We start from the raw sequence: 20,196 nt of genomic DNA on the forward strand, positions 1-20,196 counted from the left end.
CGCGTGGTCGATCAGGATCCGCCCGCCTCCACCCGTTCTGTCAGGGTGCGCAGCAGATCAAGCGAGGCTTTTAGCGCGTCGGCGTCCATACCCTCCGAAACGCGGTTCGCCCAAACATGCTGGCGTGTGCCGATATTCTTGACCGCTGCCCGGCCGGCATCGGTTATCGACAACAGCTTGGCGCGGCGATGCGCGGGGTTGTCGGCGTAGGCGGCAAGCCCCTCCGCAGCCAGTATGTCGGCCAGCCGCTGTACGCTCTGACGGGCGAGGCCCATGTCGCGAGCGATGTCGGCCACGGATTTCGGCTCCTTCAAAACCGCACCCAAAACCTGCCAGCGCGCTGCCGTCAGCCCGGTTGGAGCGGCCAGCCGGTCGGCCGCATCCAGAAAACTGCCGTTCATCCTGAACACGGCAAGCACCAGATCGGTGAGCACATTTGCGGCTTCGGTCCTGGTCGTCATTTCTGGCCGGCCTCGATGGTCGCGACGAAATTGTTGACGGCTTCGGCTACCACCTCGGGCTTGTCAAGCATCACCCAATGGCCGCTGACTGCCACGATCTGGCGCGGAATGTCCGTGCGCAGCCGGTAGAGCGCGGCTGGAGTGTCACTGGCCTCGGTAGCCAATACGAACATCGGCCCGCGATACGCATTGAGTGCCGGCTCCGGGTTCCATTCGGCCAGTGCCTTGCCGACACCTGCCCTCGCCGCCGGATCGACCACTGCCGCATCGGCCAGAACACGCTGGCGAACAGCCGCGTTAGGGCCGGCAATCGACGTGTAATAGGCGTTCAGGACATCGCGGCCTTGCGGACCGGCCAGATCGCGGACAAAGCCGTCACGAATCGCCTGCGGCAGCGCACGAGGATCGGTCGCCGGGTCGACGAGCAAGACACCGGCGACCCGGTCGGCATGGCTGGCGGCATAAGCGAGCGCCACGCCACCGCCGCCGCTGTGCGCGACAATGAGAAACCGCTTCAGGCCAAACGCGTCGGCCACGGCACCGACATCCATTGCACGGCCGTCATAGCCATAGTCACCGTCCTGCGCCGGCGCGGAGGCGCCATGGCCGCGAAAATCGAAGGCTACCGCCTCGCGGCCTTCGACGGAGAGCTGCATTACCCGGTCCCAGTGGGAAGCGCGGCTGCAATCTCCATGCAGGAACATGATCGGCAGGCCATTGCCGGAGTTGATCCTATAAGTGGCAAGCTTGCCTTGTGGGCCCGGAACGGTGGACGTCATCATGGTCATCTCCCTGGTTTCCTGACTGAACGCAGCAATCCCTGGCAGCAGGGTGGCCGTCGTAAAGGCGAGGCTCGCCAGCAAGATTGCACGCCGCGAAATGGCCCGGTGGTTTTCATAGTCATACCCCCAATCTGCTGCCGATCATTTGACAGTATGCTGTCATATAATCACATTGACAGCATACTGTCAACTACCGTCGAATGGGTACACTACGTCCCTTGACGTCGATCGCTGCGTCGCCCAACAGTCGCCGACGGGAGCGAGACATGCCATTTGACGAGCAGAGGATGCTGGCATCGCCGACCGGCGCCGGGCTGAACCTCTATGTGAAAAACGCCGTCGGCGAGCCGCGGGCAGTCATCCAGATCAATCACGGGCTGGCCGAACACGCCGCGCGCTATGCCCGCTTCGCCGATTTCCTCGGCGCGCGCGGCTACCAGGTCTACGCGCACGACCACCGTGGCCACGGCGCTACCAAGGCACCCGACGCGCCACCTGGCAGGTTCGCCGATGCGGATGGCGGTGCCAAGGTCATCGCCGATGTCGCCGCCGTCCACGATCTGATCGCCAGGGAACGGCCTAGCCTGCCGGTCATCGTCTTCGGCCATTCCTTGGGCGCGTCGGTCGCGCTGAACTTTGTCCTCCGCCACTCGGCGCGCATCCATGCCGCCGCAATCTGGAACGGCAATTTCTCGGCCGGCCTGCTCGGCCAAATCGCGCTGGGCATGCTTGGCTGGGAAAAGTTCCGGCTTGGCTCAGACGTGCCGTCGCGCCTGCTGCCCCAGCTGACATTCCGGGCCTGGGGCAAGGCCGTGCCCAATCACCGGACGCCGTTCGATTGGCTGTCGCGCGATGCCGTTGAAGTCGAGAAATACATCGCCGACCCGCTTTGCGGCTGGGATGCGTCGGTGTCGATGTGGCAGGACATCGTCAAGATGACGCTGCATTGCGGCAGCGACCGCAATTTTTCCGGCGTGCGGCGCGACCTGTCCGTCAACCTGGTCGGAGGCGAGCAGGATCCGGCCTCGGATGGCGGCAAGGCGGTCAGCCATCTTGCCGGCCGGATGCACATGATGGGTTTTTCGAATCTCGTTTCAAAGGTTTACGCCGAAACCCGCCACGAAAGCCTGAACGAGATCAACCGAGACATCATCATGGAGGATTTTGCCGCCTGGGCCGACCGCGTGCTGAGGGCACAGCGATACTTGGCCCATTGCAAGGGCCGTGACAGCGGCGCGCGGGGTTGATAGAGGCTGCGCTTTCGATCAACCATGGTGATCCATGACTGAGCCTCCGCTCAAAGGCATTCGCGTCATCGAACTCGCACGCATCCTCGCCGGGCCATGGGCCGGGCAGCTGCTTGCCGACCTCGGCGCAGACGTGATCAAGGTCGAGAGCCCGGACGGCGGCGACGACACCCGCAAATGGGGACCGCCCTTCGTCATCGGCCATGACGGCGAGAACCTGTCGGCCGCTTATTACCATTCCTGCAACCGCGGCAAGCGCTCCATCGCCATCGATTTCTCGACGCCCGAGCGCGCCGAGACGGTGCGCCGGCTGGTCGCGACATCGGACGTGCTGATCGAAAACTTCAAGGTCGGCGGACTGAAGAAATACGGCCTCGACTATGACAGCCTGAAGAAAATCAACCCGCGGCTGATCTATTGCTCGATCACCGGTTTTGGCCAGTCGGGACCGTATGCGCCGCGCGCCGGCTATGATTTCATCATCCAGGCCATGGCCGGCATGATGTCGATCACCGGCGAAGCCGGCCGCGAACCGCAAAAGGCGGGCGTCGCTATTTCAGATGTTTTCACCGGGCTTTATTCGGTCATCGCCATCCAGGCGGCGCTTCGCCATGCCGAGAAGACCGGCGAAGGCCAGCATATCGACATGGCGCTCTACGACACCCAGATCTCGACGCTCGGCAACCAGAACCTCAACTATCTCGTCTCCGGACAGTCGCCAGTGCAGATGGGCAATGCGCATATGAACATCGCGCCCTACGAAGTGGTGCCGGTGAAAAATGGCCACATCATCCTGGCGGTCGGCAATGACGGCCAGTTCGCAAAGTTCTGCGCTGCCGTCGGCCTCGACGAGCTCGCGTCGAACCCTGACTTCGCCACCAATCCCGCCCGCGTCGCCAACCGGGCAAAGCTGCGCGGGCATATAATCGAGGCGCTGAAGACCTTCGATCGCGACCCGCTGCTGGCCAGGCTCGAAGCCGCCGGCGTCCCAGCCAGCCCGATCAACAACATCGGCCAGATGTTTGCCGACCCGCAGACGATCGCGCGCGGCATGCGGCTCGACCTCGATGACGGCCATGGCAATCTCTTGCCCTCGGTGCGGGCGCCGATGGTCATGTCCGGCACGCCGCTGGTCTATGAGCGTCCGTCACCGCGTCTCGGCGAACACACCGAAGAAATCCTTGCCGAACTGGAGAGGTCAGGAAAATGAAGACCGGCGGACAACTCATCGTCGATGCGCTCGAAGCCAACGGAACGGACCGTATCTATTGCGTACCTGGCGAATCCTATCTGGCGGTGCTCGACGCGCTGCATGATTCACCGATCCGCACCATCGTCTGCCGCCAGGAGGGCGGTGCCGCGATGATGGCCGACTGCCATGGCCGCCTGACCGGCAAGCCCGGCATCTGCTTCGTCACCCGCGGCCCAGGCGCCACCAATGCCTCGGCCGGCATCCACATCGCCATGCAGGATTCGGTCCCCCTCATCCTGTTCATCGGCCAGGTCGCCAGCCACGCCAAGGGGCGCGAGGCCTTCCAGGAGGTCGACTATGTCAGGTTCTTCGGCGACATCGCCAAATGGGTGATCGAGATCGACGACGCCGCACGCATCCCCGAATTCGTCACACGCGCCTTTGCGGTGGCGACGTCCGGCCGCCCGGGCCCGGTCGTCATCTCGCTGCCCGAGGACATGCTGACCAGCCTCGCCGAGGCACCGGAAGCCCGGCATTACACCCCTGTCGAGACGCGGCCTGGCGAAGCCGAGCTCGACGCGCTGGACGAGCTGCTCAACAAGGCAAAGCGGCCCTTCGTCATCCTTGGTGGTACGCGCTGGGATGCGCAGGCCGTTGCACAGATGCGGACGATAGCCGAAGCGTGGTCGCTGCCGGTCGGCTGCTCCTTCCGCCGCCAGATGCTGTTCGACCATCTCCACCCGAACTATGCCGGCGATGTCGGCATCGGCATCAATCCCAAAGTAGCAACCGCCATCAAGCAGGCCGATCTTGTACTGCTGATCGGCGGCCGCATGGGCGAGATGCCGTCATCCGACTACACGCTGCTGAAGAGCCCCTACCCCGACCAAACGCTGGTCCATATCCATGCCGACGCCGGCGAACTCGGCCGCGTCTACCGGCCGGCGCTGGCGATCAATGCCTCGCCTGCCGCTTTCGTCGAAGCCTTTGCCAAACACAAGCCGACCGCAACGCCGGTGTGGGCGGCGGAGGCAGCGAAGCTGCACGCCGCCTATCTCGACTGGTCGACGCCTCCGGAGAGCGGCCCCGGCGCCGTGCAGATGGGGCCGATCATGAATTATCTGGAAACGATGCTGCCGGACGACGCCATCCTCGCCAACGGCGCCGGCAACTACGCCACCTGGGTACATCGTTACCATCGCTTCCGGCGTTTCGGCACGCAGGCAGCACCCACGTCAGGCTCAATGGGTTACGGCACGCCGGCGGCGGTCGCCGCCAAGCAGCTTTTCCCCGACCGCGACGTGATCGCCTTCGCCGGTGACGGCTGTTTCCTGATGAACGGCCAGGAATTCGCCACCGCCGTGCAATACGGGCTGCCGATCATCGTCATCGTCGTCAACAATGGCATCTACGGTACAATCCGCATGCATCAGGAGCGCGAATATCCCGGCCGTGTCGTCGCCACCGATCTGCGGAATCCCGATTTTGCGGCGTTGGCCCGCGCCTATGGCGGTCATGGCGAAACGGTCGAGACGACAGCCGACTTCGCGCCGGCCTTCGAACGCGCGCGCGCCAGCGGCAAGCCGTCGATTGTCGAGATCAGGCTCGACCCCGAGGCCATTACGCCGACCCGGACGATGACGCAAATACGCGACAAGTCGTAATCCAACGGAAAGGGCGGTCGTCCGCCCCTTCCGTCGGCGGAATGGCTTGCGCTACATCGTCGCCGCCGCCTTCTCGATCTGCCCGCGGATCTCCCCGTCCGGATTTTTCTTGGTATGGATGTTGACGTAGTATTTGCCGGCCTCAAGATCGGTGGCCTGGGCATCGGTCAATGTCGCCGAACCCTTGATCGGGCTCTTCAGCTTGCCTTCGAACGGCACCACCGGATCGGCGCTTTGACCCTTTGCCGCCGGGCCGTGAATATGTGCGGCCGTCGCCGGCCCGCTGAGGCCGGAATATCTCACCGTCCAGCTGAGTTTCTTGGTGGCGGTGTTGAACCTGAGCGTGGCGGTGCCCTTGCCCTTCGTGGTGACGGGCGGGCTCTGCTGAGCACCATCGAGCGTCGCCGTCATCTTTATAGTTTCGGCCAGGGCCGGTGAAGCAGAGAAGATGGCTGCAGAAATGGCCAGCGCCGAAAGCATCGGCGTGAAGGACTGGATGCGCATGGAAAACCTCCGTTGTGACACCCTTGAGGCGGATGCACTGGCACAACGATTTTGCGAGCGGATGTTTCCGCCGGTAACGTTCATTTTACATCCCACTAAAAAGGGGCGGTCGCCCGCCCCTTTTCGTCTTCCAGCAGAGCCTGCTTGATAGCTCTATTTGATGGCCTTATCGGTGATCGCCGTCGTGTAGGCGCCGGTAGGCTCCTTGCTGATGATCTTCTGGTCAAGCAGCGCCTTGGCGGTGCGCTCGTAGGTCGCCGGATCGAGCTTGCCATCGGCATTGTCGATCAGCTTGGCGACTTCGCCCATCATCCGCTTCTGGTGGTTCTCGTCCTGGCCGCCATTGTCCATGACGATGCCCGCCGCCTCGTCGGAATTGTCGACGGCGTATTTCCAGCCCTTCATCGAAGCGCGCACGAAACGCACCATCTTGTCCTCGAAGGCCGGATCCTTGAGCTTGTCCTCCAATGCATAGAGCCCGTCTTCGAGCAGATCGTTGCCCATGGCGGAATAGTTGAAGACGGTCAGCTCTTCCGGCTTGTAGCCGGCGTCGATGAGCTGCCAGTACTCGTTATAGGTCATGACCGAAATGCAATCCGCCTGCTTCTGGATCAGCGGCTGCACGTCGAAGCTCTGCTTGAGCACGGTGACACCGTCCGGCCCGCCGTCGGTCTTGAGGCCAAGCTTGTTCATCCAGGCATAGAACGGATATTCATTGCCGAAGAACCAGACGCCCAGCGTGTGGCCCTTGAAGTCGGCTTCCGTCTTGATCGGGCCGTCCTTCGGGCAGACCAGCTCCATGCCGGCCTTCTTGAACGGCTGGGCGATGTTGACCAGCGGCACGCCCTTTTCGCGCGCAGCCAGCGCACCGCCCATCCAGTCGACGATGACGTCGGCGCCGCCGCCGGCAATAACCTGCTCGGGTGCGATGTCCGGGCCGCCGGGCTTGATGTCGACGTCGAGGCCCTCGGCTTCATAGAAGCCCTTGGCCTTGGCGACATAGTAGCCGGCGAACTGTGCCTGGGTGACCCATTTCAGCTGCAGCGTCACCTTGTCCGCGGCCATCGCCTGGAACGCGACAAGCGACATCGCGCCGGCCAGCATCGAAACAACAAGTCTTTTCATGTTTTTACCCTCTGAAGTTAGCGCCCTAAACCCACCGCCCCTATCCACCACGGACAGAGGGATGCCAAAACGTGATTGCTCTCTCGAAAAGAGCGACCACGCCATAAAAGACCGAACCCGCAAGTGCTGCAACTGCGATTTCGGCCCACACCATGTCGATGTTCATCCGCCCGACTTCCGTCGAAATGCGGAATCCCATGCCGACCACCGGGGTGCCGAAGAACTCGGCGACGATGGCGCCGATCAGCGCCAGCGTCGAATTGATCTTCAACGCATTGAAGATGAAGGGTGCCGCCGCCGGCAGCCGCAGCTTGAACAGCGTCTGCCAGTAGCTCGAGGCATAGGTGCGCATCAGGTCGCGCTCCATATGGCCGGAGGCGGCAAGCCCGGCGACGGTGTTCACCAGCATCGGGAAGAAGGTCATGATGATGACCACCGCTGCCTTCGACTGCCAGTCGAAGCCGAACCACATGACCATGATCGGCGCGACGCCGATGATCGGCAGCGCCGACACCATATTGCCGATCGGCAAAAGCCCGCGCCGCAGGAACGGCACGCGGTCGGCGGCTATGGCAACGAGGAAGCCGGCGCTGCTGCCCACCACATAGCCGAAGATGACCGCCTTGAAGATGGTCTGCCTGACATCGGCCCCCAGCACCGGCAGCGAGCCGACGATGCGTGCACCGATGGCGCTTGGCGGCGGCAACAGGATGAAGGGAATGCCGGCACCACGCGTCACCGCTTCCCAGATGATCAGGATCCAGGCGCCAAAGATGGCCGGAATGATCAGGCGCAGGGCGGTTGACGCCCAGCGCGACGTCGGGCGAAACGACGACAAGACCGTTACGCAGCGCCAGGCCAAAAACCACGCAGCGACGAGCAGCAGATAGAAGGATGCGCGAGCGCTGCCCTCATTGCCGGTTATGCCGGCGAGCAGCATCCACGCCGCGCCGTGCGCGCCAAGGAACAGCAACACCACCCCGATCATCGGTGGAAAGTTGTCGGCCTCGATTGCCACGAGCAGCAAAATGAAAATCAAAACCGTAGCCGCCATGCCGTAACCGGCCGTAGCACTGACGAGCGGCCAAAGAAGCAGCGCGCCGACAAGCAGGACAAGCGCGGCATAACCTTGCCAGGATCGGGGGGTGATTGAGGAAAGGCTCAGGAGCGCGCTCATGCCGGCCTCCCGCCCATGGCGCGGTCGACTAGGCGCCCGGCAATGCCGACCAGCATAACCAGCAGCGCCGCCACCACGGAGCCGGCAACCAGAGCCGACCAGATGTCGATGGTCTGGCTGTAATAGGCGCCGGCGAGCAGTTTGGCACCGATGCCGGCGACCGCACCGGTCGGCAGCTCGCCGACAATGGCGCCAACCAGGCTGGCGGCGACAGCCACCTTCATCGAGGTGAACAGGAACGGCACCGAGGCCGGCACCCGCAATTTCCAGAAGGTCTGCGAGGGGCTGGCATAATAGGTGTGCATCAGGTCGAGATGGGTGAGCTCGGGCGAGCGTAGTCCCTTCACCATGCCAACCGCCACTGGGAAGAACGACAGATACGTCGAGATCAGCGCTTTCGGAATCAGCCCGGTGATGCCAACCGCCGCCAGCACGACAATGATCATCGGCGCCACCGCCAGGATCGGAATGGTCTGCGAGGCGATGATCCACGGCATCAGGCTGCGGTCGAGCGTCGCCACATGTACGATGCCGACGGCAATGACGATGCCGAGCGCCGTGCCGAAGGCGAAGCCGAGCAGCGTCGACGACAGCGTCACCCAGGCGTTGTAGACAAGGCTGCGGTTCGAGGTGATGCTGCGCAGAAAGGTGTTTTCGAAAAAATTCACCGCCACCTGATGCGGCGCCGGCAGCGTCGGCTTCGGCTGTGCCAGCGTCTTGCCGATGAATTCCACAACGCCCGGCGTCTGATTGGCGCGGCGGTCGAGATCGCGCTGGAACGGCGCGTTGAGGATGACAGCCATGACGTACCAGACGACGACCACGCCCAGGAGGATCGAGGTCACCGGAACGAGCTTGTCGCGGAAGGAGTCCATCAGCGGCTCTCTCCTCCTCTCCCCAACGGGGAGAGGGTGGCCGGAGCGAAGCGGAGGCCGGGTGAGGGGGTAGAAATCTTTCCGTCGAGGCAAGCCAAAATCGTATCAAGGACCGCTCGACGTTCGGCCAGAACTTCATGGTTCCAGAACCGAAGAACGGAATAGCCATGGCCATTCAGCCAGGCAGTTCTCGCCGGATCGGTTGGAGAATCTGCGTGCTGGCTGCCGTCGACTTCAACAATCAGACCCCTTTCGCGACAAACGAAGTCTGCGACGAAAGGCCCAAGCGGCACTTGCCTCACAAATTTGTAACCGTTGAGATGACGTCCTCTCAGTTCCCCCCAAAGCCGGTACTCAGCTTCGGTCTCGTCAAACCGGAGCTTTCGGGCAAGAGCGGTTGCCCCGACATTTCTTTTGGTCGGATCTGTCGGCGCCGCCCCCTCACCCGACCTCCGCTTCGCTCCGGCCACCCTCTCCCCGCTGGGGAGAGGAGGGAGTTCATCCCCCTCAATCATCATAGCTGTGCCCTGCCCTCAGCCCGTCGCGCACCCGTGCCGCGATGGCCAGGAACTCCGGCGTCTCGCGGATATCGAGCGGCCGTTTTTTCGGCAGCGTCGATTCTATGACGTCGCTGACGCGGCCCGGGCGCGGCGACATGACGATGATGCGCGTCGACAGATAAACCGCCTCGGGGATCGAATGGGTGACGAAGCAGATGGTCTTGTTGGTCCGCTCCCAAAGCTCCAGCAGCTGTTCGTTGAGGTGATCGCGCACGATCTCGTCGAGCGCGCCGAACGGCTCGTCCATCAACAAAAGGTCGGCGTCGAAGGCGAGCGCCCGCGCGATCGAGGCGCGCTGCTGCATGCCGCCCGAGAGCTGCCAGGGGTATTTCTTCTCGAAGCCGCTGAGGTTGACGAGGTCGAGGGTTCGCTTGATGCGCGCCGCCTGCTCCGCCCTGGACAGGCCCATGATCTCCAGCGGCAGCGCCACATTGCGCTCGATCGTGCGCCACGGATAAAGTGCGGCCGCCTGGAAGACATAGCCATAGGCGCGGCTCTGGCGCGCCTCCTCGGGCGTCATGCCGTTGACGGAGATGGCTCCTGATGTCGGCTTCTCCAGATCGGCGATGACGCGCAGCAAGGTCGTCTTGCCGCAGCCGGAAGGCCCGATGAAGGATACGAATTCGCCCTTGCCGATGGTCAGGTCGACATTCGACAGCGCCTGCACCGGACCATCATTGGTCTGGAAGGTCAGGCCAAGCTTGCTTGCCGAAACAACGGCTGGCGATGCTCCCGTCATCGGCCGTAGCCTGCCGCTTCCGGCCACTGCGGCGCCGGCCGGAATCCCATTGATTTTACCCCGATGTTGCTTTCCACTCGCCCAGTCCTACTCGCCCCGGTTTTACTCGCCCCAGTTCTACGCGCCCTTGTCCCATCAGATAGACGCCCGGAGTTGCCCCGATGTCGCCGAAACCGACTTGCCATCTTATCCGCCCTGAAAGCTCTTATGAAGGCAAGCAGGGCCTGAGTTATTTCGCCGGTATCGCCGCCGAAACAGTCGGCTCGTCCGGCATCTGCATGCATCTGCTGACCATGCCGCCGGGTGCCCGCGCCAAGGCGCATATGCACGAAAACCATGAAACCGCGATCTATGTGCTCTCCGGCGAGGTCCATACCTGGTATGGCGACCGGCTCGAACAGCATATCGTGGTCAAGGCCGGCGATCTTTTCTATATTCCCCCCGGCGTGCCGCATCTGCCGGCCAATCTGAGCGACAGCCCCGCCTCGGCGGTCATTGCCCGCACCGATCCCAACGAACAGGAAAGCGTTGTCCTGCTGCCGGAACTGGACGGGTTGGTCGCCTGACGCCGGCATCGAGGCGGCGGTCGTCATCGGCACCGTCACGAACATGATTTCAGCGGCCCTATCTCCTCAAGGCCGGGAATGGTCACGAAGAAACCGTCCGCTCCTCTGTTGATGACCTTGACGACTTCCGTGGTCGTGCCCTCCTCGCCCTCGGCGAAACAGGTGGAGCTCAACAACAGGGTGCCAGGCGCCGTCGTCAATCGCTGTGCGAACTGGCAGCCGCCGCCATAGGTTTCGATGCCCTCGGCAGTCAGCACGACATAATCGTCGCTGTCCTGATAACCGAGCCGTACACCAACGCAACCGACCTCATTGCCAAAGGAACCGGCAAGGACGTCAGCCGCCGCCGGCCCGGCGGCAAGGATCACCGCGGCCATCGAGATAATCGCTGTCTGGCTCGCCAAGCTCAAACGCCCGTCGCCGGGATGCCCGTCCGTTCCACCTTGCGCGGCGCGGAAATTTCCTTCCAGGTCGACAGTGCCCGGTTGACCGCCGCGTTCGGCTCGCGAGCGACGAACTCGCCATGGCCGGGCTTTGCCTTGATCTCGTTTTCCTCGATCGACAGTTCGCCGCGCGAGAAGACGAAGCGCGGCAGGCCGGTCACCTCAAAACCTTCGAAGACGTTGTAGTCGATCACCGACTGCTGCTTCTTGGCCGTGATCTTCTTCTTGCGCTTTGGGTCCCAGACGAGGATGTCGGCGTCCGCGCCTTCAACGATGGCGCCCTTCTTCGGATACATGTTGAGGATCTTGGCGATGTTGGTCGAGGTCACCGCGACGAACTCGTTCATCGTCAGCCGGCCGGTTTTGACGCCCGTCGTCCACAGCACCGGCAAACGATCCTCGAGCCCGCCCGTGCCGTTCGGGATCTTGGTGAAATCGCCGACGCCGTTGCGCTTCTGTTTGGTGGTGAAGGCACAATGGTCGGTCGCCACCACTTGCAGCGACCCGGCCTGCAGGCCGGCCCACAGCGAATCCTGGTGCCATTTGTTGCGGAAGGGCGGGCTCATGACGCGCCGCGCCGCATGGTCCCAGTCCTTGTTGAAATATTCGCTCTCGTCCAGCGTCAGGTGCTGGATCAGCGGCTCGCCGAATACCCGCATGCCTTTCTGGCGCGCCCGGCGAATGGCCTCGTGCGCCTGCTCGCAGGAGACATGCACGACATAGAGCGGCACGCCGGCCATGTCGGCGATCATGATGGCGCGGTTGGTCGCCTCGCCTTCCACTTCCGGCGGTCGCGAATAGGCGTGTCCTTCGGGGCCGTTGTTGCCGGCAGCCAGCAGCTTCTGCGACAGGGCGGCCACCACGTCGCCATTCTCGGCATGGACCAGCGGCAGCGCGCCAAGATCGGCGCAGCGCTGGAACGACGAGTAAAGCTCGTCGTCATCGACCATCAGCGCGCCCTTGTAGGCCATGAAATGCTTGAACGAGGTAATGCCCCTGTCGACGACGGTGGCCATCTCGTCGAACACCTGCTTGCCCCACCAGGTGATCGCCATGTGGAAGGAATAGTCGCAGGACGCCTTCGAGGTCTTGTTGTCCCACATCTGCAGGGCCTCGAGCAGCGATTGCTGCGGTGCCGGCAGACAGAAATCGACGACCATCGTCGTGCCGCCGGCAAGGGCGGCGCGTGTACCGCTCTCGAAATCGTCGGCCGAATAGGTACCCATGAACGGCATTTCGAGATGGGTATGCGGGTCGATGCCGCCCGGCATCACATAGCAGCCGCTGGCGTCGAACTCATGGTCGCCATGAAGGTTCGAACCGATGGCAACGATCTGGCCGTGCTGCATCAGCACATCGGCCTTCCAGGTGCGGTCGGCGGTGACGACGGTGCCGTTTCGGATGACTTTGGACATTTTCTTGTTCCCTTATTCTCTTCGCGCTTCTTGCGAGCGGCGTTGCGAGGCTATCCCATCATTCGACAATGACCGCCGTGTCCACCACCGCATGGAACAGCACGTCGGCGCCGGCCGCTGCCCATTCCTTGGTGATTTCCTCGGCCTCGTTGTGGCTGAGACCGTCGACGCAGGGGCACATCACCATTGCCGTCGGCGCGACGCGGTTGATCCAGCAGGCGTCATGGCCGGCGCCCGAGACGATATTGCGATGCGTATACCCCAGGCGCTCCGCCGCATCCCGCACAGCCTTGACGCAGCCCGCGTCGAAGGTGACCGGGTCGAAATGGCCGACCTGCTCGATTTGATATTTGATGTCGAGCGCGTCGCAGATCGTGTCGATGCCTTCGCGGATGCGGCCGTCCATGGCGTCCAGCACCTCCTTTTCCGGCGAGCGGATGTCGATGGTGAAGACGGTGCGCCCGGCGATGATGTTGCGCGAGTTCGGATAGACCTCCATATGGCCGACCGCGCCGACGGCGTCGGGTTGGTAGTCCATGGCGATCTCGTGCACCAGCTCGATCACCCGCGCCATGCCGAGCCCGGCATTGCGCCGCTTCGGCATCGGCGTCGAGCCGGTATGCGCCTCCCTGCCGGTCAGCGTCACCTGCAGCCATTTCAGTCCCTGGCCATGAGTAACGACACCGATGTCGATGCCCTCGTCCTCGAGGATCGGGCCCTGTTCGATATGCAATTCGAAGAAGGCATGGATCTTGCGCTCACCGACTTTCTCGGTGCCCTTCCAGCCGATCCGTTCGAGCTCCTCGCCGAATTTCTTGCCGTCCTTGTCGACATGCGAATAAACGTCGGCCTGATCGAGCACGCCGGCGAAAACGCCGGACGCCATCATCGCCGGCGCAAAGCGCGCGCCTTCCTCATTGGTCCAGTTGGTGACGACGACCGGGTGCTTTGTCTTGATGCCGAGATCGTTGAGCGAGCGCACGACCTCCAGGCCGCCGAGCACGCCGAGCACGCCGTCATACTTGCCGCCGGTCGGCTGGGTGTCGAGATGGCTGCCGACATAGACCGGCGGCAGGCTGGGATCGGTGCCTTCGCGGCGGGCAAACATCGTGCCCATCTCGTCGACGCCCATTTCGAGCCCCGCCTCATCGCACCAGCGCTTGAACAGGTGCCGCCCTTCGCCGTCCTCGTCGGTCACGGTCTGGCGATTGTTGCCGCCGGCAACGCCGGGGCCGATCTTCGCCATCTCCATTATCGAATCCCACAAACGGTCTGAATTGATTCGCAGATTCTCGCCGGGGGCGGCCATATTCTAAAACCTCATCGGTTGCGCGGCGTCCCCCTCCCCCTCGAGGGGAGGGTGGCCGCGAAGCGGTCGGGTGGGGTCGGCTGACATGCGCGCGACCTTCTCCTTGACCACCTGTGCGACATGCCAAGCGCTGTTTATGACATCGGGCTCATCGACGCGAAAGATATCGAACCCGAGCGATCGCAGATAGGCATCACGGACGGCGTCGTGCCGTTTGCCCTTCTCCTGTTCGTGCAGATCACCATCGACTTCAACGACCAGCTTTACCGCAAGGCAAGTAAAGTCGACGATATAAGGCCCGATCGGACACTGGCGGCGGAATTTCATGCCGGCCGATTTCAATTCGCGCAGTTCATACCAAAGCAGCGATTCGCCTTTGGTCGCATGAACCCGAAGCGCGCGCGCCTTTTGGCGCATTTCGAAGCTCACGCGGGTCCGGGGCATCACAGGCACCTATACGGCCGAAGGTCAGGTTGGCGCACTGCCGCACCGACCCCACCCGGCCGCTTCGCGGCCACCCTCCCCTCGAGGGGGAGGGAAAGCTGCACCTGGTTCAATCCACAGCCCTCAGCACTTCGCGCACGTGGTCGATCAATTCGTTGATCTGACCCTTGGTGATAATCAGCGGCGGCGATAGCGCGATGATGTCGCCGGTGGTGCGGATCAACGCACCGCGCTCGAACGCCTTCACAAAGGCCGAGAAGGCCCGCTTCGTCGGCTGGCCGGCGATCGGCGCCAGCTCGATTGCACCGATCAGGCCGATGTTTCTGATATCGATGACGTTCGGCTCACCCTTCAGCGAGTGCAGCGCGTCCTCCCAGTACGGCGCCAGTTCCTCGCCGCGCGACAGCAGCCCCTCTTCCTTGTAGGTGTCGAGCGTGCCCAGCGCCGCCGCGCAGGCGATCGGATTGCCCGAATAGGTGTAGCCGTGGAAGAACTCGATCATGTGCTCGGGGCCGGTCATGAAGGCGTCGTGAATTTCCTTCTTCACGAACACCGCGCCCATCGGGATGACGCCGTTAGAGACGCCCTTGGCCGTGGTCATGATGTCCGGCGTGACGCCGAAATAGTCGGCGGCAAACGGCGTACCGAGACGGCCGAAACCGGTGATGACCTCATCGAAAATCAGCAAGATGCCATGCTTGGTGCAGATCTCACGAAGCTTCTGCAAATAGCCCTTCGGCGGCAGGATGACGCCGGTGGAACCGGCAACCGGCTCGACGATGACGGCGGCAATGGTCGAGGCGTCGTGCAAGGCGACGATACGCTCCAACTCGTTCGCCAGTTCCGCGCCATGCTCGGGCACGCCCTTGGTGAAGGAGTTCTTTTCCGGCAGATGCGTGTGTGGCATGTGATCGACGCCGCCGAGCAGCGTGCCGAACATCTTGCGGTTGGTGACGATGCCGCCGACCGAAATGCCGCCGAAATTGACGCCGTGATAGCCGCGTTCGCGGCCGATCAAGCGGGTACGCGAGCCCTCGCCTTTTACGCGGTGATAGGCGATCGCCATCTTCAGCGCGGTCTCGACCGATTCCGATCCGGAATTGGTGAAGAACACATGGTCCATGCCCTTCGGCGCGATATCGACCAGCCGGTTCGCCAGCTCGAACACGATCGGGTGGCCCATCTGGAAGGCCGGCGCATAGTCGAGCTCTGCCGCTTGGCTCTGGATCGCCTCGGTGATCTTCGGACGGCAGTGGCCGGCATTGACGCACCACAGGCCGGCGGTGCCGTCGAGAACCTTGCGCCCGTCGCTGGTCGTGTAATGCATGTCCTTGGCCGACACCATCATGCGCGGCGCCTGCTTGAACTGCCGGTTTGCCGTGAACGGCATCCAGAATGCACTGAGATCGTTCGGCGTGACTTTCAGCCGGTTGGACATGACCAAGACTTCCCCTTGTAACCTGTTTCGGTGCGGCTAACGCCTGGTCTTTCCAACACTTTGTCTTCGCGACGTTTTCGTGCTACGCAAATTTTTGACCGGTTGGACAAACGTTAGCACCGCTCTATCAGCGGTCAAGGGATTACTAGCGGAAATGCGGCTTTCGAAGTGCGCTCCACAGGGCGGAGAAAAACTGGTCCAGAGAATTGGTCCAGACGCTCCTCGCGGCGAAGGTTTTTCGACGTGACGGGAGCGGTCGAAAGCTCCGCTCCTCGCCGCACCCGCATCCAGCTGGAAAAGCGCGAGCTCATCCTCGAGGCGGCGCTCGAAGTCTTCTCCACCAACGGTTTTCGCGGCTCGACCATCGACCAGATCGCCGAAGCCGCCGGCATGTCGAAGCCGAACCTGCTCTATTATTTCCGCCGCAAGGAGGACATCCACAAGACGCTGATGCAGCGGCTTCTCGACACCTGGCTGGCGCCGCTGCGCGAACTCGACGATATCGGCGACCCCTTGACCGAACTGCGCAGCTACATCAGGCGCAAGCTCGAAATGGCGCGCGATTTCCCGCGCGAGAGCCGGCTGTTCGCCAACGAGATCCTGCAGGGCGCGCCGCGCATCATGCCGATGCTGGAAGGCGAGTTGAAGACGCTGGTCGACGAGAAAGCCAATGTCATCAAGGGCTGGATGCGCGCCGGTAAGATTGCCCGCACCGACCCCTGGCACCTGATCTTCTCGATCTGGGCGACGACGCAGCATTATGCCGATTTCGACGTCCAGGTCCGCGCCGTGCTCGGCCCCGACCGCGGTGGCGACGGCCGCTTCGAAGATGCCGCAAGGTTTCTCGAACAGCTGTTTATCGACGGGCTGAAGCCGAAGGGCTGAGGCAACTGGTGGAGGGCCGGTTGCAGTCAATATTCGCGTTCGTTCCAGTCGGCCGTCGCAGACTGTGGAGATTAGCCGAAACTCCTCAGCTTCGTCATCCCAGGGCGGAGCAGCCGCGGAGCGGCGTCGCGGAGACCCTGGGATCCATGCCGTGAAATAAACCGAGAAATGCGACGAAACAGAATTCTGAACCGCTGCAACGCCTTGACGTCACGGCATGGATCCTGGGGTCTGCGCCGCGTCGCTTCGCTCCTTGCTTCGCCCCAGGATGACGAAGTTGAGGGGCCTCACGCGCTGCGCCGCTCGGCCGGAAGCGTCTCCAGCAGCTGTTCGAGCTTGGCGATCGAGTTCTGCTCGGCGAGCGGCGTGTAGACGATCAGCTTCATGTCCGAGCCGTCGTCGATCGACAGGCTCATATGCTCGAACGCCATGGCGCCCGCTATCGGGTGCCGGACATGCTTCACTCCCGATAGGTTGCGGGCCACATCGCGCAGCGGCCACCAGGCGCGAAACTCCGGACTTGAACGCGTCATCAGCACAATCAACCGCTCGAAATCCGGATCGCCGACATACTTCGCGCTTTCTGCCCGGAATGACGCCAGCACGGCACGCGCCAATTCCTCCCAGTCGACGAGCAGGCGCCGATGCTGCGGGCTGGTGAAAACCATGTGGACGATGTTACGGGCATCGCCCTCCAGCAGACCATAGTCGCCGAACACGGCTGCCGCGGCAGAATTCCAGGCCAGCACGTCCCAGCGCCGCCCAAGGACATAGGCCGGCTGCAGGACCAGGCTCTGCAGCATGTGCAGCAACGAACTATCGACCTTTTCCGGCGCGTCGACGCGACGCTCCGGCTGCGGTCGGCCGGCAAGGATGAACAGATGCCGTTGCTCGGCCGCGTCCAGGCGCAGCGCCCGGCTGAGTGCGGTCAGCACTTCCACCGACGGCCGAACGTCGCGCCCTTGCTCCAGCCAGGTGTACCAGGTCGTGCCGACGCCGGCGATCATCGCCACCTCCTCACGCCGCAGCCCGGGTGTGCGCCGGCGCAACCCCGTCGAGATGCCCGTGGCCGAAGGCGTCAGCCTCTCACGCCGCGAGCGCAGAAAGGCGCCAAGCTCGCGGCGGCGGCTGTCTTCGGCGGAATGCGTGGTGGAATCCATACGCTATTATAGCAGTATCGATACCAGGATAAAGTTTGAACTGTTTGGCAAGTGGCCGGTGCCCCATGTTTCCCCTCAGAGCGATGAGATGGAGGCTCTGAACATGGAACTGAAAGACAAGACAATCCTCATCACCGGGTCGACCGATGGCGTCGGCCGCGTCGTCGCGCAAAGGCTCGGCGCCGGCGGCGCCCGCATCCTGGTGCATGGCCGCGACGCGACAAGGGGCAAGGCGACCGTGGCCGAAATCGAAGCCGCCGGCGGCAAGGCCGAGTTGCTGGTCGCCGATCTCTCCTCCCTGGCGGAAGTCCGCCGCCTCGCCGAGGCTGTGCGTGCAAAAACCAGCCGGCTCGAAATCCTCATCAACAATGCTGGCGTCGGCACTGCCGGTCCCAACGCGAAACGACAGATCAGCGCCGACGGCTACGAACTGCGCTTTGCCGTCAACTATCTCGCCGGCTTCCTGCTCACCATGGAGCTGCTGCCGCTGCTCAAGGCCAGCGCGCCGGCGCGCATCGTCAACGTCGCCTCGGCCGGCCAGCAGGCGATCGATTTCGACGACGTCATGCTGACCCGCTCCTATGACGGCGTCCGTGCCTACTGCCAGAGCAAGCTGGCGCAGATCATGTTCACCATCGATCTGGCGGAGCAGCTGAACGGCACCAATGTGATCGTCAACAGCCTGCATCCGGCAAGCTACATGAACACTACTATGGTGCGGCAGGCGGGCATCACGCCGTGGAGCTCAGTCGAAACCGGCGCCGAAGCCATCATCAACCTCGCCACATCGCCGGCACTCGAAGGGCGAAGCGGCCTCTATTTCGACGGCCAGAGAGAATCCCGCGCCGATGCGCAAGCCTATGACGCGAAGGCGAGGCAGCAGTTGCGCGAATTGAGCCTCGGCCTTGTCGGGCTCGCACCCGCTTCCGCAACATCGAAGAAAGAAAATTCATGACCGAGAAAACCAGTCACACCGTCGTCGTCGGCGGCTCCTCCGGCATCGGCCTCGCCACCGCGAAAAAGCTGCTCGGCCCGGGTATGAAGGTGACGATCACCGGGCGCAACCAGGAAAGGCTCGACAAGGCGTGGCAAAGCCTTGGCGGCGCCGTCGAAAAAGCGGCCTTCGATGCCGCGAAGCCGGACGAGGTTCGCCGGTTCTTCAACGACCTCGGCCCTTTCGATCACCTGGTGCTGGCCGCCAGCGGCGGCAAGGGGCTCGGCCCGTTCGAAACACTTGACCTGACCGACATCGGCGGCGGCGTCGACGAGAAGGTCCGGCCACAGCTCTCCTGCCTGCAGGCCGCCTTGCCGACGTTGAACAAGAGCGGCTCGGTGACTTTCATCTCGGCGGTGTCGGCGCAATTGTCGGCGCCGGGTGTCGCCGGCATCGCCGCCGTCAACGGCATGCTGCTGACCGTGGTGCCGATCCTGGCGATGGAGCTGAAGCCGTTACGCGTCAATGTCGTGGCACCGGGTGTCATCGACACGCCCTGGTGGGATTTCCTGCCCGATGAACAGCGCCGTGCGGTGTTTGCCGAGTATGCCGGCACGACGCCGGTCGGCCGTATCGGCCGTGCCGAGGACGTCGCCGAGGCGATTGCGTTCTTGGTTTCGAACAGCTTCGTCACCGGCCAGGTCCTGACCTGTGATGGCGGCTTGCGGTACGCGGCGTGAGCCGGCTGCCCCAGGCGAGGGTCATTGTCAAAGCAAGTGCGCGATCAGCGCCAGAAATCCTCCGGTCAGCGCGACGTTGCCGACAAAACCGTTGATGCGGGACGCGCGCTCCGGGCCTTGATGATCCCAGAAGTTATGGAACATCGGCGTGGCGACGATCAGGAACAGGATCAGGCACAGAGCGGCGGCAGCGGTCCAGATGCCCACAATCACCAGTGCTCCGGCGACCATCTGCAGGACGATCCCCAGCCACAGCACGAGCCGTGCCTGCGGCACGCCGCGCGTCGTCATCAATTGGCTCACCAATGCCGCGTTCTGAACGTTGCGCAGGCCGGCAAAGACAAAGGCGCCGCCAAGCAGCAAGCGGGCGGCGAATAGGATCTCACTATCAAAGTTTGAAAACATGCTGTCGGGTCCTTGGGCAGAAAAGAGGCGGGGGGGGGCCGAGCCCCGCCCGGGGGCGAGGAGAAAAGGGCCAAACCCCGGGGGGAGGGGGGGTTTTTTTGTGAGGGACCCACAAACCGGGGGGGGGGGTT

The 20,196-nt window shown here is 63.1% G+C and carries 22 protein-coding genes; 7 read left to right on the plus strand and 15 right to left on the minus strand.

Translation table 11 applies throughout. The features are described 5' to 3' along the window. Positions 1-11: 11 nt before the first annotated feature. Together AC0L2Y_RS29875 and AC0L2Y_RS29880 are read right to left on the minus strand one after the other, a co-directional pair. Positions 12-461, minus strand: a complete 450-nt coding sequence (locus AC0L2Y_RS29875; protein ID WP_352644767.1) for a MarR family winged helix-turn-helix transcriptional regulator — start codon at positions 459-461, stop codon at positions 12-14. Further along, positions 458-1,249: an alpha/beta fold hydrolase gene (locus AC0L2Y_RS29880; RefSeq protein WP_473561418.1), complete on the minus strand. Its 792-nt coding sequence runs from the start codon at positions 1,247-1,249 to the stop codon at positions 458-460. Before AC0L2Y_RS29880 ends, AC0L2Y_RS29875 begins: the two co-directional genes overlap by 4 nt. Before the next feature lie 260 nt (positions 1,250-1,509). Between AC0L2Y_RS29880 and AC0L2Y_RS29885 the strand changes: the two genes are divergently transcribed. The 3 genes from AC0L2Y_RS29885 to AC0L2Y_RS29895 are packed head-to-tail and all read left to right on the plus strand — an operon-like array spanning position 1,510 to position 5,346. Beyond that, positions 1,510-2,490 (plus strand): alpha/beta fold hydrolase, encoded by a 981-nt coding sequence (locus AC0L2Y_RS29885; protein WP_473561419.1) that lies wholly within the window; start codon positions 1,510-1,512, stop codon positions 2,488-2,490. A 34-nt stretch (positions 2,491-2,524) separates the two neighbouring features. After that, complete coding sequence (locus AC0L2Y_RS29890) at positions 2,525-3,700, plus strand: CaiB/BaiF CoA transferase family protein (protein ID WP_473561420.1); 1,176 nt, start codon at positions 2,525-2,527, stop codon at positions 3,698-3,700. Then, positions 3,697-5,346, plus strand: coding sequence for a thiamine pyrophosphate-binding protein (locus AC0L2Y_RS29895; protein WP_473561421.1), 1,650 nt, complete (start codon positions 3,697-3,699; stop codon positions 5,344-5,346). Before AC0L2Y_RS29890 ends, AC0L2Y_RS29895 begins: the two co-directional genes overlap by 4 nt. Before the next feature lie 51 nt (positions 5,347-5,397). Here AC0L2Y_RS29895 and AC0L2Y_RS29900 read toward each other — a convergent pair whose 3' ends face one another. The 6 genes from AC0L2Y_RS29900 to AC0L2Y_RS29925 all read right to left on the minus strand — a co-directional run bounded on the left by AC0L2Y_RS29900 (position 5,398) and on the right by AC0L2Y_RS29925 (position 10,326). Next, the gene (locus AC0L2Y_RS29900; RefSeq protein ID WP_352491109.1) at positions 5,398-5,850 is read right to left on the minus strand and encodes a CHRD domain-containing protein; all 453 of its coding nucleotides are present in this window, start codon (positions 5,848-5,850) and stop codon (positions 5,398-5,400) included. 153 nt (positions 5,851-6,003) lie between these two features. After that, the gene (locus AC0L2Y_RS29905) at positions 6,004-6,975 is read right to left on the minus strand and encodes an ABC transporter substrate-binding protein (protein ID WP_352491108.1); all 972 of its coding nucleotides are present in this window, start codon (positions 6,973-6,975) and stop codon (positions 6,004-6,006) included. Positions 6,976-7,015: 40 nt separating this feature from the next. Continuing rightward, the gene (locus tag AC0L2Y_RS29910; RefSeq protein WP_352491107.1) at positions 7,016-8,152 is read right to left on the minus strand and encodes an ABC transporter permease; all 1,137 of its coding nucleotides are present in this window, start codon (positions 8,150-8,152) and stop codon (positions 7,016-7,018) included. Further along, positions 8,149-9,027: an ABC transporter permease gene (locus AC0L2Y_RS29915; protein ID WP_352491106.1), complete on the minus strand. Its 879-nt coding sequence runs from the start codon at positions 9,025-9,027 to the stop codon at positions 8,149-8,151. The genes AC0L2Y_RS29910 and AC0L2Y_RS29915 overlap by 4 nt, the downstream gene beginning before the upstream one ends. Further along, on the minus strand, positions 9,027-9,545 hold the full coding sequence (locus AC0L2Y_RS29920) for an endonuclease domain-containing protein (RefSeq protein ID WP_473561423.1): 519 nt from the start codon (positions 9,543-9,545) through the stop codon (positions 9,027-9,029). The genes AC0L2Y_RS29915 and AC0L2Y_RS29920 overlap by 1 nt, the downstream gene beginning before the upstream one ends. Continuing rightward, positions 9,535-10,326, minus strand: coding sequence for an ABC transporter ATP-binding protein (locus AC0L2Y_RS29925; RefSeq protein ID WP_352491105.1), 792 nt, complete (start codon positions 10,324-10,326; stop codon positions 9,535-9,537). The genes AC0L2Y_RS29920 and AC0L2Y_RS29925 overlap by 11 nt, the downstream gene beginning before the upstream one ends. A gap of 161 nt (positions 10,327-10,487) precedes the next feature. Between AC0L2Y_RS29925 and AC0L2Y_RS29930 the strand changes: the two genes are divergently transcribed. Further along, positions 10,488-10,892: a cupin domain-containing protein gene (locus AC0L2Y_RS29930; protein WP_023720850.1), complete on the plus strand. Its 405-nt coding sequence runs from the start codon at positions 10,488-10,490 to the stop codon at positions 10,890-10,892. Positions 10,893-10,927: 35 nt separating this feature from the next. On the opposite strand, the gene AC0L2Y_RS29935 is transcribed toward AC0L2Y_RS29930, so the two are convergent. The 5 genes from AC0L2Y_RS29935 to aptA form a co-directional block, all read right to left on the minus strand. Beyond that, positions 10,928-11,296, minus strand: a complete 369-nt coding sequence (locus tag AC0L2Y_RS29935; protein WP_352491104.1) for a hypothetical protein — start codon at positions 11,294-11,296, stop codon at positions 10,928-10,930. A gap of 2 nt (positions 11,297-11,298) precedes the next feature. Further along, positions 11,299-12,750 (minus strand): dihydropyrimidinase, encoded by a 1,452-nt coding sequence (hydA, locus tag AC0L2Y_RS29940; protein ID WP_352491103.1) that lies wholly within the window; start codon positions 12,748-12,750, stop codon positions 11,299-11,301. Positions 12,751-12,808: 58 nt separating this feature from the next. Further along, positions 12,809-14,059, minus strand: a complete 1,251-nt coding sequence (locus AC0L2Y_RS29945; RefSeq protein WP_473561426.1) for a Zn-dependent hydrolase — start codon at positions 14,057-14,059, stop codon at positions 12,809-12,811. A 3-nt stretch (positions 14,060-14,062) separates the two neighbouring features. Next, positions 14,063-14,503, minus strand: coding sequence for an endonuclease domain-containing protein (locus AC0L2Y_RS29950; protein ID WP_473561427.1), 441 nt, complete (start codon positions 14,501-14,503; stop codon positions 14,063-14,065). Between the two features lie 109 nt (positions 14,504-14,612). After that, a complete protein-coding gene (aptA, locus tag AC0L2Y_RS29955) occupies positions 14,613-15,941 on the minus strand; it encodes an omega-aminotransferase AptA (RefSeq protein WP_473561429.1) in 1,329 nt (442 codons plus the stop codon). A gap of 243 nt (positions 15,942-16,184) precedes the next feature. Between aptA and AC0L2Y_RS29960 the strand changes: the two genes are divergently transcribed. Then, positions 16,185-16,826, plus strand: a complete 642-nt coding sequence (locus AC0L2Y_RS29960) for a TetR family transcriptional regulator C-terminal domain-containing protein (RefSeq protein ID WP_352491100.1) — start codon at positions 16,185-16,187, stop codon at positions 16,824-16,826. A gap of 287 nt (positions 16,827-17,113) precedes the next feature. Here the strand turns inward: AC0L2Y_RS29960 and AC0L2Y_RS29965 are convergent, their stop codons facing one another. After that, the gene (locus tag AC0L2Y_RS29965) at positions 17,114-17,986 is read right to left on the minus strand and encodes a helix-turn-helix transcriptional regulator (RefSeq protein ID WP_352709711.1); all 873 of its coding nucleotides are present in this window, start codon (positions 17,984-17,986) and stop codon (positions 17,114-17,116) included. A gap of 103 nt (positions 17,987-18,089) precedes the next feature. On the opposite strand from AC0L2Y_RS29965, the gene AC0L2Y_RS29970 reads away from it, so the two are divergent. Together AC0L2Y_RS29970 and AC0L2Y_RS29975 are read left to right on the plus strand one after the other, a co-directional pair. Beyond that, entirely contained in the window at positions 18,090-18,941 is an 852-nt protein-coding gene (locus AC0L2Y_RS29970) for an SDR family NAD(P)-dependent oxidoreductase (RefSeq protein ID WP_473561431.1), read from the plus strand. Beyond that, positions 18,938-19,660, plus strand: a complete 723-nt coding sequence (locus tag AC0L2Y_RS29975; protein ID WP_473561432.1) for an SDR family oxidoreductase — start codon at positions 18,938-18,940, stop codon at positions 19,658-19,660. Before AC0L2Y_RS29970 ends, AC0L2Y_RS29975 begins: the two co-directional genes overlap by 4 nt. A gap of 27 nt (positions 19,661-19,687) precedes the next feature. On the opposite strand, the gene AC0L2Y_RS29980 is transcribed toward AC0L2Y_RS29975, so the two are convergent. Then, positions 19,688-20,065 (minus strand): DoxX family protein, encoded by a 378-nt coding sequence (locus AC0L2Y_RS29980; RefSeq protein ID WP_473561433.1) that lies wholly within the window; start codon positions 20,063-20,065, stop codon positions 19,688-19,690. Between the last annotated feature and the right edge of the window lie 131 nt (positions 20,066-20,196).

It is taken from the genome of Mesorhizobium sp. WSM4830, assembly GCF_055811495.1.

Coding starts and splice junctions, on each gene's coding strand:
- AC0L2Y_RS29875 (WP_352644767.1), bottom strand. CDS start 461: ATGACGACCAGGACCGAAGCCGCAAATGTGCTCACCGATCTGGTGCTT.
- AC0L2Y_RS29880 (WP_473561418.1), bottom strand. CDS start 1,249: ATGACCATGATGACGTCCACCGTTCCGGGCCCACAAGGCAAGCTTGCC.
- AC0L2Y_RS29885 (WP_473561419.1), top strand. CDS start 1,510: ATGCCATTTGACGAGCAGAGGATGCTGGCATCGCCGACCGGCGCCGGG.
- AC0L2Y_RS29890 (WP_473561420.1), top strand. CDS start 2,525: ATGACTGAGCCTCCGCTCAAAGGCATTCGCGTCATCGAACTCGCACGC.
- AC0L2Y_RS29895 (WP_473561421.1), top strand. CDS start 3,697: ATGAAGACCGGCGGACAACTCATCGTCGATGCGCTCGAAGCCAACGGA.
- AC0L2Y_RS29900 (WP_352491109.1), bottom strand. CDS start 5,850: ATGCGCATCCAGTCCTTCACGCCGATGCTTTCGGCGCTGGCCATTTCT.
- AC0L2Y_RS29905 (WP_352491108.1), bottom strand. CDS start 6,975: ATGAAAAGACTTGTTGTTTCGATGCTGGCCGGCGCGATGTCGCTTGTC.
- AC0L2Y_RS29910 (WP_352491107.1), bottom strand. CDS start 8,152: ATGAGCGCGCTCCTGAGCCTTTCCTCAATCACCCCCCGATCCTGGCAA.
- AC0L2Y_RS29915 (WP_352491106.1), bottom strand. CDS start 9,027: ATGGACTCCTTCCGCGACAAGCTCGTTCCGGTGACCTCGATCCTCCTG.
- AC0L2Y_RS29920 (WP_473561423.1), bottom strand. CDS start 9,545: ATGATGATTGAGGGGGATGAACTCCCTCCTCTCCCCAGCGGGGAGAGG.
- AC0L2Y_RS29925 (WP_352491105.1), bottom strand. CDS start 10,326: ATGACGGGAGCATCGCCAGCCGTTGTTTCGGCAAGCAAGCTTGGCCTG.
- AC0L2Y_RS29930 (WP_023720850.1), top strand. CDS start 10,488: ATGTCGCCGAAACCGACTTGCCATCTTATCCGCCCTGAAAGCTCTTAT.
- hydA (WP_352491103.1), bottom strand. CDS start 12,750: ATGTCCAAAGTCATCCGAAACGGCACCGTCGTCACCGCCGACCGCACC.
- AC0L2Y_RS29945 (WP_473561426.1), bottom strand. CDS start 14,059: ATGGCCGCCCCCGGCGAGAATCTGCGAATCAATTCAGACCGTTTGTGG.
- AC0L2Y_RS29950 (WP_473561427.1), bottom strand. CDS start 14,503: ATGCCCCGGACCCGCGTGAGCTTCGAAATGCGCCAAAAGGCGCGCGCG.
- aptA (WP_473561429.1), bottom strand. CDS start 15,941: ATGTCCAACCGGCTGAAAGTCACGCCGAACGATCTCAGTGCATTCTGG.
- AC0L2Y_RS29965 (WP_352709711.1), bottom strand. CDS start 17,986: ATGGATTCCACCACGCATTCCGCCGAAGACAGCCGCCGCCGCGAGCTT.
- AC0L2Y_RS29970 (WP_473561431.1), top strand. CDS start 18,090: ATGGAACTGAAAGACAAGACAATCCTCATCACCGGGTCGACCGATGGC.
- AC0L2Y_RS29975 (WP_473561432.1), top strand. CDS start 18,938: ATGACCGAGAAAACCAGTCACACCGTCGTCGTCGGCGGCTCCTCCGGC.
- AC0L2Y_RS29980 (WP_473561433.1), bottom strand. CDS start 20,065: ATGTTTTCAAACTTTGATAGTGAGATCCTATTCGCCGCCCGCTTGCTG.